This is a genomic window from Spongiibacter sp. IMCC21906 (assembly GCF_001010805.1).
In the GTDB taxonomy this organism is placed as follows: Bacteria; Pseudomonadota; Gammaproteobacteria; order Pseudomonadales; family Spongiibacteraceae; genus Spongiibacter.
The window spans coordinates 707,002-722,688 of the sequence record NZ_CP011477.1; the positions used below are offsets into that span (position 1 = coordinate 707,002).

General features: G+C 52.1%; 17 protein-coding genes and 1 riboswitch. Of the genes, 13 read left to right on the plus strand and 4 right to left on the minus strand.

Features of this window, described 5'->3' with window-relative positions; all coding sequences use genetic code 11:
* Nucleotides 1-90: 90 nt before the first annotated feature.
* From rpmE to cobJ, 9 genes are all read left to right on the plus strand, one after another.
* Nucleotides 91-309 carry a 50S ribosomal protein L31 gene (rpmE, locus tag IMCC21906_RS03215; RefSeq protein ID WP_047010966.1) on the plus strand — a complete coding sequence of 73 codons (219 nt, stop codon included), beginning with the start codon at nt 91-93 and terminating at the stop codon, nt 307-309.
* 47 nt (nt 310-356) lie between these two features.
* The gene (locus tag IMCC21906_RS03220; RefSeq protein ID WP_156165975.1) at nt 357-1,148 is read left to right on the plus strand and encodes a thermonuclease family protein; all 792 of its coding nucleotides are present in this window, start codon (nt 357-359) and stop codon (nt 1,146-1,148) included.
* 179 nt (nt 1,149-1,327) lie between these two features.
* Nucleotides 1,328-2,575: a malic enzyme-like NAD(P)-binding protein gene (locus IMCC21906_RS03225; RefSeq protein WP_047010967.1), complete on the plus strand. Its 1,248-nt coding sequence runs from the start codon at nt 1,328-1,330 to the stop codon at nt 2,573-2,575.
* 114 nt (nt 2,576-2,689) lie between these two features.
* Nucleotides 2,690-2,915, plus strand: a riboswitch (cobalamin riboswitch).
* A 217-nt stretch (nt 2,916-3,132) separates the two neighbouring features.
* Entirely contained in the window at nt 3,133-4,248 is a 1,116-nt protein-coding gene (locus IMCC21906_RS03230; RefSeq protein ID WP_156165976.1) for a cobalt-precorrin-5B (C(1))-methyltransferase, read from the plus strand.
* 21 nt (nt 4,249-4,269) lie between these two features.
* Nucleotides 4,270-5,202: an ABC transporter ATP-binding protein gene (locus IMCC21906_RS03235; protein ID WP_047010968.1), complete on the plus strand. Its 933-nt coding sequence runs from the start codon at nt 4,270-4,272 to the stop codon at nt 5,200-5,202.
* Nucleotides 5,199-5,975: an ABC transporter permease gene (locus tag IMCC21906_RS03240; protein WP_052763340.1), complete on the plus strand. Its 777-nt coding sequence runs from the start codon at nt 5,199-5,201 to the stop codon at nt 5,973-5,975. Before IMCC21906_RS03235 ends, IMCC21906_RS03240 begins: the two co-directional genes overlap by 4 nt.
* A 50-nt stretch (nt 5,976-6,025) precedes the next feature.
* Nucleotides 6,026-6,661, plus strand: a complete 636-nt coding sequence (locus tag IMCC21906_RS03245; protein WP_047010970.1) for a precorrin-8X methylmutase — start codon at nt 6,026-6,028, stop codon at nt 6,659-6,661.
* Nucleotide 6,662: 1 nt separating this feature from the next.
* Nucleotides 6,663-7,400: a precorrin-2 C(20)-methyltransferase gene (locus tag IMCC21906_RS03250; RefSeq protein ID WP_047010971.1), complete on the plus strand. Its 738-nt coding sequence runs from the start codon at nt 6,663-6,665 to the stop codon at nt 7,398-7,400.
* Nucleotides 7,397-8,182 carry a precorrin-3B C(17)-methyltransferase gene (gene cobJ, locus IMCC21906_RS03255; RefSeq protein WP_047010972.1) on the plus strand — a complete coding sequence of 262 codons (786 nt, stop codon included), beginning with the start codon at nt 7,397-7,399 and terminating at the stop codon, nt 8,180-8,182. The genes IMCC21906_RS03250 and cobJ overlap by 4 nt, the downstream gene beginning before the upstream one ends.
* On the opposite strand, the gene IMCC21906_RS03260 is transcribed toward cobJ, so the two are convergent.
* Nucleotides 8,137-8,892, minus strand: coding sequence for a cobalt-precorrin-6A reductase (locus tag IMCC21906_RS03260; RefSeq protein WP_052763341.1), 756 nt, complete (start codon nt 8,890-8,892; stop codon nt 8,137-8,139). The two genes, cobJ and IMCC21906_RS03260, sit on opposite strands and share 46 nt — an antisense overlap.
* A 38-nt stretch (nt 8,893-8,930) precedes the next feature.
* On the opposite strand from IMCC21906_RS03260, the gene cbiE reads away from it, so the two are divergent.
* Together cbiE and cobM are read left to right on the plus strand one after the other, a co-directional pair.
* A complete protein-coding gene (cbiE, locus tag IMCC21906_RS03265) occupies nt 8,931-10,217 on the plus strand; it encodes a precorrin-6y C5,15-methyltransferase (decarboxylating) subunit CbiE (RefSeq protein WP_047010973.1) in 1,287 nt (428 codons plus the stop codon).
* The gene (gene cobM, locus IMCC21906_RS03270; RefSeq protein ID WP_047010974.1) at nt 10,218-10,994 is read left to right on the plus strand and encodes a precorrin-4 C(11)-methyltransferase; all 777 of its coding nucleotides are present in this window, start codon (nt 10,218-10,220) and stop codon (nt 10,992-10,994) included. It begins immediately after the preceding gene.
* Nucleotides 10,995-10,996: 2 nt separating this feature from the next.
* Here cobM and cobG read toward each other — a convergent pair whose 3' ends face one another.
* The gene (gene cobG, locus IMCC21906_RS03275; protein ID WP_082117332.1) at nt 10,997-12,322 is read right to left on the minus strand and encodes a precorrin-3B synthase; all 1,326 of its coding nucleotides are present in this window, start codon (nt 12,320-12,322) and stop codon (nt 10,997-10,999) included.
* Between the two features lie 169 nt (nt 12,323-12,491).
* Here cobG and IMCC21906_RS03280 point away from each other — a divergent pair, with 169 nt between their 5' ends.
* Nucleotides 12,492-13,304, plus strand: coding sequence for an SDR family oxidoreductase (locus IMCC21906_RS03280; protein WP_231580310.1), 813 nt, complete (start codon nt 12,492-12,494; stop codon nt 13,302-13,304).
* Nucleotides 13,305-13,332: 28 nt separating this feature from the next.
* Here IMCC21906_RS03280 and IMCC21906_RS03285 read toward each other — a convergent pair whose 3' ends face one another.
* Entirely contained in the window at nt 13,333-13,758 is a 426-nt protein-coding gene (locus IMCC21906_RS03285) for an MAPEG family protein (RefSeq protein WP_047010976.1), read from the minus strand.
* Between the two features lie 85 nt (nt 13,759-13,843).
* On the opposite strand from IMCC21906_RS03285, the gene IMCC21906_RS03290 reads away from it, so the two are divergent.
* Complete coding sequence (locus tag IMCC21906_RS03290) at nt 13,844-14,593, plus strand: SDR family oxidoreductase (protein WP_082117523.1); 750 nt, start codon at nt 13,844-13,846, stop codon at nt 14,591-14,593.
* A gap of 112 nt (nt 14,594-14,705) precedes the next feature.
* On the opposite strand, the gene IMCC21906_RS03295 is transcribed toward IMCC21906_RS03290, so the two are convergent.
* On the minus strand, nt 14,706-15,671 hold the full coding sequence (locus IMCC21906_RS03295) for a nitronate monooxygenase family protein (protein WP_047010977.1): 966 nt from the start codon (nt 15,669-15,671) through the stop codon (nt 14,706-14,708).
* Nucleotides 15,672-15,687: the final 16 nt, after the last annotated feature.

The following is a 15,687-nucleotide window of genomic DNA, read 5'->3' on the forward strand; positions in this document are numbered from 1 at the left end:
ATTCGCCGCCTAATTTTTAACCACGTCATTACCCGGCGCGGTGCCCGGCAAAGAGAGATCGGGTTAGCGGCGCACTATGAGGAACGACCCATGAGAGCGGATATCCATCCAAAATACGAAGCAATGAACGTCACTTGTAGCTGCGGCAACAAGTTTGAAACACGTTCTACACTGGCTGAAGACCTGCACGTTGATGTGTGCTCGGCTTGCCACCCTTTTTACACTGGCAAGCAGAAAATGCTGGATACCGGTGGTCGCGTGGATCGCTTCCGCAAACGTTTCGGTAGCCGCGGCAGCGTTAAATCCTGATTGTGACTTTTTTAGAGTGGCGAGGTTTTGCCGCTCTGAAACGCAGAATGCCCGGCCTTTATCCGCCGGGCATTTTTGTTTTTATCGTTTGCTTCCTAATGACCGCTTGGGCTCAGGCCGAATGTTTGCCGGGTACTGCTAGTCTTAAGTCTGCTCAAGTGTCTGTGGTGACAGATGGTGATAGCCTGCGCTTACGGGATGGTCGACGAGTGCGTCTGCTCTCGGTGAACGCCCCGGAGCTGGGCAAAGATGGCAAGGCCGATGAGGCCCATGCTGTCATGGCTAAGCAAACATTGGCGGCTATGCTAAGCCCAGGTCAGCGGGTGTATCTGCAAGAGCAGGGTCTGGATCGCTATGGTCGCAGCTTGGCCACTGTGTTTTTACGCCGGGAGGGTGGTCATCTTGGCGAAGCACTGCTGAAGGCCGGAGCGGCTTGGCATATTGCTGTGCCACCCAGTCCGCAGCCATATCGACAGTGTTTGCGTGCCGCAGAGTCTGAGGCGAAGTCGAAGGGTCTTGGCGTGTGGTCGCAAGCAAGCTTGTCGACGACAGCGCTGACAGCGGCGGATCAAGGCTTTCGCCTTGTACGGGGACAGCTCCAGTCCATCGGCAATAGCCGTTCGGCATTGTGGTTGAGGCTGGACGGTGATTTAGTGTTGCGGTTGGCAAAATCAGAGCTAAGATATTTTTCGGTGCCGTTAGACAGTTATATAGGGCACCAGATTGAAGTCCGGGGATGGCTGCGCAAAAGAACGCCGCCGCGGACGGGGATGGCAGGTTTTAAAATGGACTTACGCCACCCCGATATGCTGGTCTGCAATGATTGCAGAGCGCATTAATACAGGCCCAGAGAAGGCCGCAGTGCGAAGCGCAAAAAAGCCGACATATGACATACTGACATGTAATGTGGTGGGCTTTGCACAGGGGAGCTACCCGGGCGGGTAGTTTATTGGTCCCCGTTCATTTATTTAAGCCGCCTTCCCCTTAGGGGAAGTGGCGCAATAACTGGGAATTGAGCATGTCCAAAGATGTAAAACAAGCGGCTCTGGATTATCACGCATTGCCTACACCGGGCAAAATTGCAATCTCCATTACCAAACCCGCTGAAACTCAGCGCGATTTATCACTGGCTTACAGCCCCGGTGTTGCGGAACCTGTGCGGGAAATTGCCAGAGATCCGGTCAATGTTTACAAGTACACCAGCAAAGGCAATCTGGTGGCGGTCATCTCTAATGGCACGGCCATTCTTGGTTTGGGTGATCTGGGCCCGCTGGCCAGTAAGCCGGTGATGGAAGGGAAGGCTCTGCTTTTTAAGCGTTTTGCCGACATCGATTCGATTGATATCGAAGTTGATGCTGAAGACAGCGATGCATTTGTCGATACGGTGAAACGTATTGCCGGCACCTTTGGTGGTATTAATCTGGAAGATATCAAAGCCCCTGAATGCTTTGAAATTGAACGGGTTTTAATTGAGCAGTGCAATATCCCCGTGTTTCATGACGATCAGCACGGCACGGCCATTGTTACCGCTGCAGGCATGATCAATGCGCTTGAGATTCAAGGCAAAAACATTGAGACCGCAAAAATTGTTTGCTTAGGTGCTGGCTCTGCGGCTATCGCCTGTATGCGCCTGTTAGTTTCTTTGGGTGCAAGCTACGACAATATTTATATGATCGATCGTCGCGGGGTGATTTACCCTGGCCGCGAAGGTCTTAATAAATACAAAAAAGAATTTCAAAACGATACGGGTGCGCGCACTTTGAGCGATGCTATTAACGGCGCCGATGTCTTTGTTGGCTTGTCTGGCGCCAATCTTCTCAGCGAAGAGATGCTGCGTACAATGGCGCCCAAGCCTATTGTTTTTGCCTGCTCCAACCCTGATCCCGAGATCGAACCCGAGCTGGCACTGTCGATACGGGATGACTTGATTGTCGCTACCGGTCGTTCGGACTACCCTAACCAGGTGAACAATGTATTGGGCTTTCCGTTTATTTTTCGGGGTGCGCTAGATGTTCGCGCCACCGCGATTAATGAAGAAATGAAAGTGGCTGCGGTGCACGCTATTCGTGAGCTGGCAAAAGAAGCGGTTCCTCAAGTGGTGATCGATGCCTGCGGAGTAGAGAGCCTGAGCTTTGGTCCAGACTACATCATTCCCAAGCCGGTGGACCGCCGTTTGCTGGGTGTGGTCTCGGCAGCTGTCGCCCAGGCGGCAGTTGATAGCGGCGTGGCCATGCTGCCGTACCCTTCCCACTACCCACTAAGTTAAGCGCATTGCTTGATAACCTGGCTCAATATTCCTATTGGGTCAGGTTAATGTGTCTTCTCCCTCGATTCTAAATCGCCTCTATTTGTCGTTTGACCTGCTATTGTCGCCCTGTTAATGTTGCGGCCTCTTTCAGGTGTCCTGCTTGTGGTTCTTCGCAGTGGGATTAAACGGGAAGTTGGTGAGCGGCTGTTATGCAGCGCAAATCCAACGCTGCCCCCGCAACGGTAAGTGAGTGCAGGGTGATCTCATGCCACTGTATCTTCGGATATGGGAAGGTGATCACCTCGGGTTTTTTGCCCACTCATAAGCCCGGAGACCGGCCTGATATTAAGCCGAGCGTTGCGGTGGGCGACGACAGGCCGGTTGGATTCTTCACTGGTGCTTGTTCCGCTTCGTCCGCCGCCTGTTATCCCTGTTTACCGCACGCCTGTATTTAGTTTCGCCAAAGCGCGAGCTAACAGGGAGTTGTACATCGTGTGTAAACAGTATTCTCTTAACTTGGTTTATCCCACGTTTCACTTTTCGCCGCTGTCTTTTTGTTAGGGTTGCTGGCGAATATGTCTGCCCCCAGCTTGCGCCCAGAAACAACAGAAAATAATGGCACACTACGAACGGGTTTAACCACTGGCGCCTGCGCAACGGCGGCGTCGTTGGCGGCTGCACGCTTGCTGCTTCAAGGCCAGCATACCGAGGCCGCGCGAATTCGCCTGCCCAGAGGTGAGTTTAGAGAGTTACTTATCGCTGACTTGCAGTTAACGGCTAATGCCGCACTGGCTGCGGTAATTAAAGATGCCGGTGACGATCCCGATGCGACGCATGGCGCCCGGCTGTGGGTAAAACTCCAGCTAAAAGCGGAACCCGGCGTGGCGTTCTTGGCTGGCCAAGGGGTGGGAACGGTCACCCGTAAAGGATTGGTATTGCCGGTAGGCGAGCCCGCGATAAACCCGGTGCCTCGACAGATGATAGTGGCGCATTTGCAGCAACAGGCGATGGACGCCGATTACCAAGGCGGATTTTTGGTGACGGTGGGTATCGACAACGGCGAGCGTATTGCGCTGCGAACCATGAATGGTCGCCTGGGCATCGTCGGTGGTTTGTCGGTGTTGGGGACCACGGGCATTGTTCGTCCTTTTTCCTGTTCGGCCTATATCGCCTCAATCCACCAGTCCATCGATGTTGCTAACGCAAATAAGCTGCAAAGAATTGCGGCTTGTACGGGCGGCACGAGCGAGGCTTACGCTCAGCAAAGATTTAATTTATGTGATGCCGCTATTGTGGAAATGGGCGACCTGTTTGGTGCCGTGCTCAAGTATCTGCGCCGTCACCCTGTACCCGCGCTTATCCTGGCGGCGGGCTTTGGCAAACTCACTAAATTCGCCGCCGGACATCTGGATACCCACAGCCGCCGGTGCGCGATTGATTTTCCGTGGCTGGCGGAGCAGGCCATGTTGCTGAACGGTGACGAGGTTCTCCGAGAACAAATTCTGCAATCCAATACCAGTTTGCAAGCCCTGAATTATTGCCAGCAACAGGGTGTGCCGTTGGCAGAGCATATCGCCTTGAAGGCTGTCCAGGTGGCGCGTCGCTATCTTCCCCAGTCTATTGCCTTAGAGGTGTGTGCTGTCGATCGGCAAGGCAAATTGCTTGCCTATGTCGGTGAGGCATGTCAGTGACCAATCATGTTTGGAGAAATAATGCATAGCGCGGCGATTGAAATCCAGCAGCTTTATAAGCGCTACGGTGATGGCGAGCCGGTGATCTCGGGTATTGATCTACGTATTCCCCAGGGGGCGTTTTTTGGTTTGTTGGGCCGAAACGGCGCAGGCAAAAGTACCTTGATCGGCTTGATAAGTGGCCTGCTCAATATGCAGCAGGGCAAAATTTTTGTGCAGGGCTTTGATAATCAGCGTCAGGCTATGCGAGCCAGACGCTGTGTTGGTGTGGTGCCCCAAGAGGTCAATTTTAATAGCTTTGAGCCGGTCCGGGAAATTATTGAAAGCCAGGCAATGTATTACGGATTGTCGCTGAAAAAATCACGCCAACGCAGCGCTGAATTGCTCGACAAGGTTGGACTCAGTCATCGCGCTGACAAAAAAGCATGGGGTTTATCCGGGGGCATGAAGCGTCGATTGATGCTCGCCAGGGCGCTGGTGCATCAACCCCAAGTGTTAATTCTGGACGAGCCCAGCGCGGGCTTAGATGTGGAAGCCAAGCAACAAACCTGGGCATTACTTAAAGATTTGAATCGTGACGGCACCACCATTTTGCTAACCACGCATTACCTGGAAGAAGCAGAATCGCTGTGTCGGGATATCGCCATTATTGACGAGGGAAAAATCATCGCCAGAGATGCGCCGCAACAATTGTTATCAGGCCTGCAATCTCGAAAGTTAACGCTCAATTTACACCGCGAAATTGCCGGGCCTCCGGTGTTGAACTATGGCCAGTTGTTGGCATGGCGAGCAATGGAGCTGGAAGTAGATTGGCCTTTGAAACTACCGCTAGCGCCGCTGTTTGAAAAGCTATCCGAGCAGGGGGTGGAGGTAGCCAGTGTGCAAGATGGTGGTAAGCGTTTGGAGTCTCGGTTTTTAGAGTTGTTGGCCGCAGATCAGCAGGTGGCGAAATGAGTATGGCAAGTGTGTATTGGTATGCATATCAAGGTCTTTTAATAAAACAGCTTAGGCGCTTTCTGCGGAGCTGGGTGCAAAGCCTGCTGCCGTCGCTGGTGACGGCGGGATTGTTCTTGCTGATATTCGGGCATTTGATGGGCAAGGACTTGCCCGCCAGAGACGGCGTCGCCTATGTCGAATTTTTAATGCCGGGGTTGATCATGTTTGCAGTGATTAGTAATGCCTACAGTAATTGCACCTTGGCTTTTTATGGCGCGCGCTTGCAGCGACATATCGAAGAAATGCTCATTGCTCCCATGCCAGCTTGGATCATTGTGGCAGGCTTTGTCAGTGCGGGGGTAATACGCGGTTTACTTGCCGGCAGTTTAGTGGCGCTAATGGCAATGCCCTTTACCTCTTTACAGCTACATCATGCAGGGTTTGCTGTCGGGGTGGCAGTCATGAGTGCGCTGTTATTTTCATTGGCCGGGGTGATCAACGGCGTCTACGCCCGCAGTTTTGATGATACCTCGTTGATTAGTACCTTCATCCTCACACCCTTAATTTATTTGGGCGGCGTTTTTTATCCGGTGGAATCCTTAGCTGCTCCCTGGGCAGATATTTCTATGATCAATCCCATGCTCTACGTTGTGGATGGTTTTCGTTATGGCTTATTAGGGATTCCGGGTCATGGCGGCACGATCACCTTTGTCGTGCTGACATTATTAACGCTGCTAATGGCAGGACTCGCTTGGTTTTTAATAGATCGTGGTGTGCGAATTAAATCGTAGTGGCCCGAAGTTTTTGCTTGGGGTTTTAAGGAATTTATGGAGAAGGAATATTGAAAGAGCGACATGATTATATTCGTAATGGGCAAGAAATCTATAAGGCCTCATTCGCCACCATTCGCAAAGAGGCTGAGCTAAGCCGCTTTCCGCCGGATATGGAAAGCTGTGCGGTACGGATAATTCACGCATCAGGCATGATTGATATTGCAGAGGATATCGATTTTTCTGACAGTGCTGGCAGCTTGGCCAGAATGGCGCTGGCCGCAGGAACCCCGATATTTTGTGATAGCGAAATGCTGGCCCACGGTATTACCCGAGCGAGATTGCCAGCAGAGAATCCAGTGCTCTGCACCTTGCGGGACCCTCGGGTACCTGCGATGGCAGCGGCGATAAATAACACCCGCAGTGCCGCTGCATTGGGTTTGTGGCATGAGCAGTTAGAAGGCGCCATCGTGGCGATAGGCAATGCCCCTACGGCACTTTTTCATTTGTTAAATCTGATTGCCAAGGGCGGTCCAAAACCCGCTGTGGTGCTGGGTTTTCCAGTGGGTTTTATCGGTGCGGCAGAAAGTAAGTTGGCGCTGTCACAAACAGAAAATTTACCTTTTATTACTGTTCACGGTCGCCGTGGCGGCAGTGCAATGGCGGCTGCGGCTATTAACGCCTTGGCAACAGAGCGAGAAATTTAATATGGAAATTAAACAGCGTGGACATCTCTACGGTATTGGCGTTGGTCCCGGAGATCCTGAGCTGCTTACCTTAAAAGCTGTCAGGTTAATTGGTGAGTCTCCGGTGGTGGCCTACTTTTGCAAACGTGGCAGCTTGGGACGAGCAAGAAACAACTGTGCTGCACACCTATCAATTCAGCATAAAGAACTGCCGTTAGTGTACCCGCTTACCACCGAGCTATCTCATCACAGTCAAGAGTACCGTGACCGCATAGAACAATTTTTTGATGAGGCGGCAGAGATGGTGGCCGTTGAATTAGATGCCGGTAGAAATGTGGCGCTGCTGAATGAAGGTGATGCTTTTTTCTACGGCTCGTTTATGCATGTGTTTCTGCGCTTAAAAGAGCGTTTTGATATTACCGTGGTTCCCGGTGTGAACTCGGTGATGGCCTGTGGTGCGCTGCTGCCCCAGCCTTTGGTGATGCGCGACGACGTGCTTACCGTTATCCCCGGTACCCTGGACGACAGCGCGATGGAAGCGGCGATGGCGGCCAGCAAGGCAACGGTGATAATGAAGGTGGGTAGTAATTTGGCGCGGATCTGCAACGCTGCCAAAAAGCTTGGTGTGGATGATCGGGCGTGGTATGTGGAAAAGGCGAGTTTACCCGACCAAAAAGTGCAGCGTTTATCCGAGGTGGGGGTGACAAAAGCACCTTACTTTTCAATGGTGCTTATTCCCGGTGTAGGAGAGCGGGTATGACTGGCGCCGTGTGGGTCGTAGGAACCGGTCCTGCGGGGGCGGCGTGGCTGAGTCCCGAGACCCGAGAAATTTTAGCGCAGGCGACGGACTTGGTGGGTTATGGCCCTTATATCAACCGAGTGGCCGAATCACATCACTGCTGTCATATTTCGGATAACCGTCAAGAATTAGCAAGAGCAGAAGTGGCGCTGGATATGGCTGAGTCTGGTCGTCAGGTTGCTGTGGTGTCTGGCGGTGACCCCGGTATTTTTGCAATGGCGGCGGCGGTATGCGAATGCATTGCCTCGGCACCCGAGGGGCGTTGGCAGAATGTTGAGTTGGCTGTGTTTCCTGGTATTTCCGCTTTGCAGGCCGCAGCGGCCCGAATCGGTGCGCCACTCGGACACGACTTCTGTGTTATATCGCTATCGGACGTGCTTAAGCCTTGGTCAGTTATTTTTAATCGCCTGCGCCTTGCCGCACAGGCGGATTTTGCCATGGTCTTTTATAACCCCCGATCCTCTCAGCGATCGTGGCAGCTTGGTGAAGCGCTTAATTTGCTGGCTCAAGAACAAGCGCCAGACACGCCAGTGGTGTTTGCCCGGGCTATCGGTCGCGAGGATGAAAAGTTGCATTTTACAAGTTTGGCAGAGGCTGACCCCAGTCTAGTGGATATGAGCACCTTGGTGTTGGTGGGCAATTCTCAGAGCCGATATTTTAACCACGGGGGTCGGCAGTGGATGTATAGCCCCAGAGATTACCCCGCTGATTTACGTTCTAAACAAACGATGACATCCCGGTAGTGAAAATACTCGATGTCGGCTGGGGGTATTTCTGGACGATTAACGATAATCACCGGCAAGCCCAACTCTCGAGCGGCGGTGAATTTTGCTTCGGCCGCCTTACCACCAGAATTTTTACAGACCAAAATATGAATGTTTTCTGCACGAAGCAGCTGGCGTTCATCGGCTAACAGGAAGGGGCCGCGCTGAGTGAGTAAGGTCCAGCTGTCAAAATTAGGTGGAGGTTGCGGAGGATCGACACAACGCACAATTAAATGTCGTTCGCTAATGTCTTCAAAATGCTGCAGAGAGCGGCCGCCGGTAGCCAACAACACCCGGTCGCCAGCCTTGCTGTGTTGTTTAAGTAGCATTGCAGCATGGGGTAAATCCTGGGCGGCAAGCCAATTGTCACCGTTAATTGCAGCCCAAGGCTGGCGGCTTAAACGCACTAGCGGGAGTTGATTTTTACTGCAGGCGGCAACGGCATTGGCGGACATTTGCGCGGCAAAGGGATGAGTGGCATCTACCACGACATCGACTTTATGTTGTTTGAGATAGTTGCAAAGACCGTCGACGCCGCCAAAGCCGCCTCGGCGGGTTGGCAGGCCAGAGGGCAGAGGTCGACGAGTTCGTCCTGCCAGTGAGTAAGTGGCGCTGAACTTTGGGTGATCAAGCAAGGCCCCGGCAAGGTTCATTGCATCTCGGGTGCCGCCCAAAATTAGAACATGCATTACAAGCACTCATCGATGAAAAGGAGCAGCATTTTACAATGAGAAAAGAGCAAAATGCGTTGTCGATATCAAAATTTCAGCAACCTTGGTTGAGTTTGGTTGGGCTAACAGAGGCGGGCTGGCAAGGATTGGCCGCCGATGCAAAACAGGCAGTTGAGCAAGCCTCGTTGTTAGTGGGTAGTGCGCGACAGCTTGGTCTTATTCCAGAGATAAGCGGTCAGCAGCGATTGCAGTGGTCATCACCTCTTCAAGACGGTATTGATGAAGTTTTGCAGCACTCAACAGAAATGGTCTGTGTATTGGCCAGTGGCGACCCTTTTTGGTTTGGTATTGGTGCTACCTTGAGTCGGCAATTACCGGCTTCTGCCATGCGTTGTTTTCCTGGTCCGTCAGCTTTTTCATTAGCCGCTGCGCGGCAGTCGTGGCCACTTCAGGACTGTCTTTGTCTTTCCGTGGTAGCAAGAGATGTTGACCGCTTGCGCAGTGTTTTGGCACCGGGGCAAAAACTGCTGGTGTTAAGTGAAGATGGCAGCAGTCCATCAGTGGTGGCCAAAACCCTGTGTGCTGTCGGCTACGGCGCCAGCCTGATAAGTGCGTGGCAACGCTTGGGAGGCAGCGAAGAAAGTCGTTACTCAGCGGTGGCTAATCAATGGGGTGATGTTCAGGTTGATGCGCTAAACACACTAGCTATAGAGTGTATACGCGATCACTCAGACAATATTTTACCCAAGCTTGCTGGGCGAAATGAGTCTCTTTTTGTGCACGATGGTCAGATCTCTAAGCGAGAAGTCCGGGCGGCTATTATTGCGTATCTTGCACCACAGGGGGCTGAGGTTTTGTGGGATTTAGGCTCAGGCTCGGGAGCTATTGCTGTTGAGTGGCTGTTGGCTGATAACCGCAATACGGCCTACAGCGTCGAGCAGAAGGAATCGCGTTGTCACAATATAAAAGAAAACGCCCGGCGTTTTGGCGTGAGTTCTTCATTGCATTGTTTTCACGCTGCCAACATGGATGTGCTTGCTGACTTGCCTCAGCCTGACGCCATTTTTATTGGGGGTGGTATTAGCGCTCCGGGGTTGTTGGCTTGCTGCTGGGCGGCATTAGCTGACAATGGCCGATGTGTGGCCAGCGCCGTTAGTGTAGAAGGTGAAGCTGCACTCTATGCTGCCAGAGAGCGTTATGGTGGTGAGTTGACTCGTATTGGCGTTGAGCGCAGTGAGGCTTTGGGTCGCTTTACTGGGTGGCAGACATTGCGCACCGTTACGGTGTGGCATGCGCAAAAAATTGTGGACTCAAAAAGCTTGAACTCAAAAGGCGAACACTAGATGACCGTTCACTTTATTGGCGCCGGGCCAGGCGCGGCAGACTTAATTACCCTGCGGGCCCGAGACTTGTTGGCGAGTTGCCCGGTGTGTTTATACGCCGGTTCTATTATTCCCGAACCAATTTTGCAGCATTGCCCTAAAGATGCTCGCTTAGTGAATACCGCGGGTATGGCCTTGGATGACATTATAGAGGCGTTCCGACAAGCCGAGGGGCAGGGACAAGATGTGACTCGTTTACACTCGGGTGATCTATCTATTTATTCTGCCTTGGCAGAACAACTCCGTCGCTTAAGAGCTGAAGGCATTCCTTACACCTTGTGTCCGGGGGTGCCTGCTTTTGCTGCTGCCGCAGCAGTATTAGGGCAGGAACTAACACTGCCTGAAGTTGCTCAGTCGCTGGTGATAACCCGCACCCAAGGCCGGGCTTCAGCCATGCCGGATAAAGAGTCTTTAGAGATGTTTGCCCAGACAGGCACAACACTGGCGATACATTTATCACTGCATGGAATCGAGAAGGTCGTGGCACGACTGCGGCCTTTTTACGGCGACTGCTGCCCTGTTGCGGTGGTGTTTAGGGCGAGCCACACAGATGAAAAAATACTGCGTGGTAGCCTGACAACGATAGTGGCTGCGGTAGAGGTGTTAACTGAAAAACGCTCGGCATTGATTTTTGTCGGCCCGGCGCTGGGTGAGACAGGCTTTCGTGACAGTGCGCTTTACGATGCTACACATCAGCGCATGTTCAGGCCCAGTGGCGGAGAGAATGTTTGGACTTAAGTTTAAGACGATAAGGTGAGTCGATTCAGTATGGCGGGCACTTCTTCTGGTGCAATATTCTTGGCAAGACAGTGATCGTCGTCAATCGGGTCGGCGCAGTCATTTATAATAATATCGTAGCGTCCTTGCCTGGCGGTAAGGGTTAACGGGCTGGGGCGGGGGTGCGCGCAGCCTTTACCGCAGCCTGAGATGTGGATGTTAGCGGTGGTCGAGAACAGCTCGGGACAGGCTTTGGCCCAACGCAGTGCATCCCCTCTTGTGTCGCTACTGCCAGAAAGACAGGAGGGCGAACCCGGGCAGGCGTGAAGTGAGAGGCGGGGGTCTTCTGCAGTAATAATCATATCCAGCTGTTTGAGTGCTGGCCCCAGTGCGGCGCTGCCATTGGGAAAAACGAGCTGTTTGTTTGGGGTAATGCGTAGCTCGGTAATATTATTGGCAAGAGCCAGTGCGACGATTGCTTTGGCGTTGTCACTGCTTAACACGCCAAACGTCGGCGCGCAGGCAAACCAATTTTTGTGCTTGCCGAGCACTGCGTTGTGCGGATTTTGCGTTATCGCAGATGGGCTAATCTCTTGCTTGTTAATATTGTCGGCTTGTTGAGCCTTTATTGTTGTCGATAATAAAGATGCTTTAAAAGCTGCAGTGCTTTGTGCATCGATCAAAACATCTTTCAGACGTTGAGCATGATTACCCTGTTGTTTGTTTAAAGCGATGAAACAACGCAATAAGGCCTCAATAGCTTCTGAACATTCCCTGGCGGCGCAAAGCCCCAAGTTAATAGCCTTGGGTGTTGCGGTTGCGAGCAGTATTTCAAAGTGTAAGCCTTGAGGTGTGTCGATTGCTCGGCAGCAAATATCTGCCTTGAGCTGAGATAAAGACGAAACGCCACCCCCATCCAAAACAAGTAAAAACTTACTGGGTAATTGCCACAGCGAGGCTTGGTTAACAATGCGGTTTTCCAGTTGTTTGGCAATGGGGTAGGGATCCGTTATCGCGAGGGGGTCGAGGTCTGCCAGCGGGGAGCAAAGTACTTTTCGGGCGGCTTCTGCCGCTGGGGTTGCAGAAGCCAAGCCTTGCTGTTGCAGCTGTTGGGTAAATTGTGCCTCGCTGATTTCAGAAAATCCCCGTAGCTGCAGCTTGCCTCGGCTGGTAATTTCAATAATGGGCTGTGCCAGCGTCTCGGCCCACTCTGCTAATCGCTGCAAGTCTTTTACTTGAAGTCGGCCGCCAAGAAGTTGCACCCGGCTCAGCAAGCCATCGCCACTTTGCATAGGTTTGCCCGCGCTAGGGCAAAAACCACGTCGGTAAGTGTTTGAAGCGGATGACATAAGACACTCGTTGCATAGATAGAACGGATAAGCTTTCTAGCTTAAAGATGGATGGCGAATGTTGAAAGCGCAGTGTGATGTTATTTGGCTAAATGGTCGTGTTGTCAGCAGCTTGTGATGCGTCGTGGCATTAGCCACAATGAGGGGAAAGTCGACGAGGAAAATAATAATGACTAAACGGGTTTTTATCACCGGAGGTGCTTCGGGCTTGGGCTTAGCATTGGCGCACTGTTTTGCCGAGGTGGGCTATCTGGTATGCATTGCCGATATTAACGATGGTCGCGGCGAAATTGCCGAAGCCGACCTGGCTAAAAAAACCACTACCCAGTATTTGCACTGCGATGTACAAAAAGAAGCAGACTTGCAAGCCGCTGCCAATTGGCTGGAGGTGAACTGGGACGGGGTCGACGTGGTAATTAACAATGCCGGTATTGCCAGCGCGGGTAATATTGATGCTTTTAGCCTTGAAGACTGGCAGGGTGTGGTGAATGTTAATCTGTTGGGTGTCGTGCGTGGTTGCAAGGTGTTTACGCCGCTGCTAAAGCGTTTGGGCGGGGGTCATATTGTCAATGTTGCTTCGCTGGCTGGTTTGATTCATCCGCCCAAAATGGCTTCTTACTGCGCCACAAAAGCGGCGGTGGTGGCCTTGTCTGAGTCTATGAGTGTAGAGCTTGATCGCGACAATATTAACGTTTCGGTAGTGTGCCCGTCGTTTTTTAGAACCAATCTATTCGAGTCGGTGAAAGCTTCTGATGCGGATTCAAAAGCCTTGGCAGAAAAGCTGGTCAGTAAGGCAAAGGTTGGCGCTGACGAAATTGCCAGCCGGGTCTTTGCAGGCATTCGAAAAGGAGATTTTTACATTCTTCCCCATGCGGAGGCTCGCCGTTTATGGCGCTTAAAGCGCTGTCTGCCTTACCGCTTATATCGTGGCTTAATGCTGAAAGCTAGTTCGTCGATGATGAAAGGTCGTTTACCTGCGTAACGGTAGACGACCTTCACCCGTTCTGTGGTTACAGTGCCGCGAGTAAACCATTTACCGCCATAATTAACAGCGCAAAGGTGCCCAGCATAAAGACTGAGAAGCGCAGCATAACGATATTGGCAGTACAATGAATTAAGCTGTGCACAATGCGGCTGGCAGTATAAAACCACGCTAAATAAAGATTTAATCCACTGTCCATGCCTGTGAGCGCAAATGCCAGCGCCATGGCATAAAAGATAGTCGGTTGCTCTAAAAGGTGGTTGTAGTTGTCAGCTTTAAATTGCACTTTGCGATCAAGCTGTGTGGCTAGCTCTGCGGTGCGCTCGCCAGCACTGGGACCAAGCCGCGCTTTTTTGATGGCTGGCAGGCGGACTGAGCCCATCCAGAACAAGATCAATATGGTCCAAATGACCAGTAGAAACACGGGGGCGAGGATGGGGGAAATTTCTGTCATAGTTGTGGCTCCATATCTTGTTATCTTGAATGTTTACATAGTAGCAGCTGATACTTAAAACGATAATATTGGAGGTCTCTTGAGCGTGTTTCGTAAAAATATTCTTATTACCGGTGCCAGCTCTGGATTGGGTGAAGGCATGGCCCGTGCCTATGCGGCTAAGGGCCATAATCTGGCGCTGTGTGCTCGCCGCCTAGAGAACCTTGAGTCACTTAAGACGGAACTGCAAGTACAGCACCCTCGTATTACGGTAAGTATCAAAGCATTGGATGTTTGCCAGTACGATCAGGTGTTTGAGGTTTTTCATATCTTTGCCGAAGAACTGGGCAGTCTCGATAGAATTATCGTTAACGCGGGAATGGGTAAAGGGGCGTCGGTAGGCACTGGGTATTTCCACGCCAATAGGCAAACAGCGGAAACCAATTTTGTTGCAGCGCTGGCCCAGTGCGAGGCGGCGATGGCCATTTTTCGGGCTCAAAACAGCGGCCATTTAGTCACCGTGTCATCGATGAGTGCGCTGCGGGGGCTACCGCGTTCGGTGTCAATCTATGCCGCAACAAAGGCAGGTCTGCGTACCTTAACAGAAGGCATTCGCGCAGATGTGCATGGCACGCCGATAAGCGTCAGCTGTATTTTGCCCGGCTTTATTCTCACTCCTATCAATGAAAATTTAAAACGCGCTCCATTAAGAGTGGATCTTGATACCGGGGTGCGGGCTATTGTGAAGGCCATTGATAGAGAAAAAGGTGAGGCATGGGTGCCCGCGTGGCCGTGGCTGCCGGTCGGCTTGTTGATGAAAGTACTGCCATTGCGGCTGATTGCTAAAATGACCTAGCAGTCACTATAAATGGCGGCGTGATTGGCTGGGTCAGATCGATAGTGTGGGGAGAAAAAACGCACCACCCAGAAATGAGGTTTGGGCCGGTGGTGCGTGTGGTAAAAGGTGATTACAGCTTGGCAATAAAGGCTTTTTTCGCGGCTTGATATTGCTCAATGAGTTCGGCAACCAGCTCGGCGGTTGGCCGAATTTTCTTCACCGCATTGATGCCTTGGCCACAGCCCCAGATATCCTTCCAGGTGTTAAAGCTTTGGCTGCTTTCGCTAATATCAATAGCCTTATCTTCTTCGCGCTTCAGCTTGTTAGGGTCGAGTCCGGCACGGGTAATTGACCCCACTAAGAAATTAGCCGGTACTCCACTAAAGGCGTCAGAGGTAATAATGTCTTTGGCCGTGCTGGCAACAACCATGTCTTTGTATTCTGGAACTGCATTGGCTTCGTCGGTGGCAATAAAGGGTGAGCCGATATAGGCCAAGTCGGCACCGGTGGCCAGGGCGGCCAACACGTTTTGGCCGGTGGCGATGCAGCCGGACAGTGCCAGTGGGCCGTCCCACCATTCGCGAATTTCTGATACCAGCGCAAAAGGTGAGATAGTGCCAGTGTGGCCGCCCGCGCCTGCCGCCACGGCGATCAGGCCATCTACGCCGCCTTCAACCGATTTTTTGGCTTGGCGGTTAGAGATAATGTCGTTAAACACGACGCCGCCATAGCTGTGTACTACCTCGCAGATTTTCGGCGCCACATACAGGCTGACAATCACGATGGGCACTTTGTGTTTGGCAATAATATCCAAGTCGCCCATCAAGCGATCGTTGCTGGGGTGGGATATCTGGTTAATGGCAAAGGGCGCAGCGGGTTTATCTGGATTTTCTGCGTCGTACTTGGCCAGCTCTTCCTTAATATAAGTAATCCATTCATCCAGCTGGCTTTGGGGGCGGGCATTAAGCGCGGGGATGGAGCCGATCATGCCAGCTTTACATTGTTCAACCACCAACTCAGGGGTAGAGGCGATAAACATGGGCGCGGCCATCGCTGGCAGGCGCAGATTTTGGGTCATAAATTTGGGGAGAGACATCGTATAAGCTCCTTGT

Coding starts and splice junctions, on each gene's coding strand:
- rpmE (WP_047010966.1), top strand. CDS start 91: ATGAGAGCGGATATCCATCCAAAATACGAAGCAATGAACGTCACTTGT.
- IMCC21906_RS03220 (WP_156165975.1), top strand. CDS start 357: ATGCCCGGCCTTTATCCGCCGGGCATTTTTGTTTTTATCGTTTGCTTC.
- IMCC21906_RS03225 (WP_047010967.1), top strand. CDS start 1,328: ATGTCCAAAGATGTAAAACAAGCGGCTCTGGATTATCACGCATTGCCT.
- IMCC21906_RS03230 (WP_156165976.1), top strand. CDS start 3,133: ATGTCTGCCCCCAGCTTGCGCCCAGAAACAACAGAAAATAATGGCACA.
- IMCC21906_RS03235 (WP_047010968.1), top strand. CDS start 4,270: ATGCATAGCGCGGCGATTGAAATCCAGCAGCTTTATAAGCGCTACGGT.
- IMCC21906_RS03240 (WP_052763340.1), top strand. CDS start 5,199: ATGAGTATGGCAAGTGTGTATTGGTATGCATATCAAGGTCTTTTAATA.
- IMCC21906_RS03250 (WP_047010971.1), top strand. CDS start 6,663: ATGGAAATTAAACAGCGTGGACATCTCTACGGTATTGGCGTTGGTCCC.
- cobJ (WP_047010972.1), top strand. CDS start 7,397: ATGACTGGCGCCGTGTGGGTCGTAGGAACCGGTCCTGCGGGGGCGGCG.
- IMCC21906_RS03260 (WP_052763341.1), bottom strand. CDS start 8,892: ATGCATGTTCTAATTTTGGGCGGCACCCGAGATGCAATGAACCTTGCC.
- cbiE (WP_047010973.1), top strand. CDS start 8,931: ATGAGAAAAGAGCAAAATGCGTTGTCGATATCAAAATTTCAGCAACCT.
- cobM (WP_047010974.1), top strand. CDS start 10,218: ATGACCGTTCACTTTATTGGCGCCGGGCCAGGCGCGGCAGACTTAATT.
- cobG (WP_082117332.1), bottom strand. CDS start 12,322: ATGTCATCCGCTTCAAACACTTACCGACGTGGTTTTTGCCCTAGCGCG.
- IMCC21906_RS03280 (WP_231580310.1), top strand. CDS start 12,492: ATGACTAAACGGGTTTTTATCACCGGAGGTGCTTCGGGCTTGGGCTTA.
- IMCC21906_RS03285 (WP_047010976.1), bottom strand. CDS start 13,758: ATGACAGAAATTTCCCCCATCCTCGCCCCCGTGTTTCTACTGGTCATT.
- IMCC21906_RS03295 (WP_047010977.1), bottom strand. CDS start 15,671: ATGTCTCTCCCCAAATTTATGACCCAAAATCTGCGCCTGCCAGCGATG.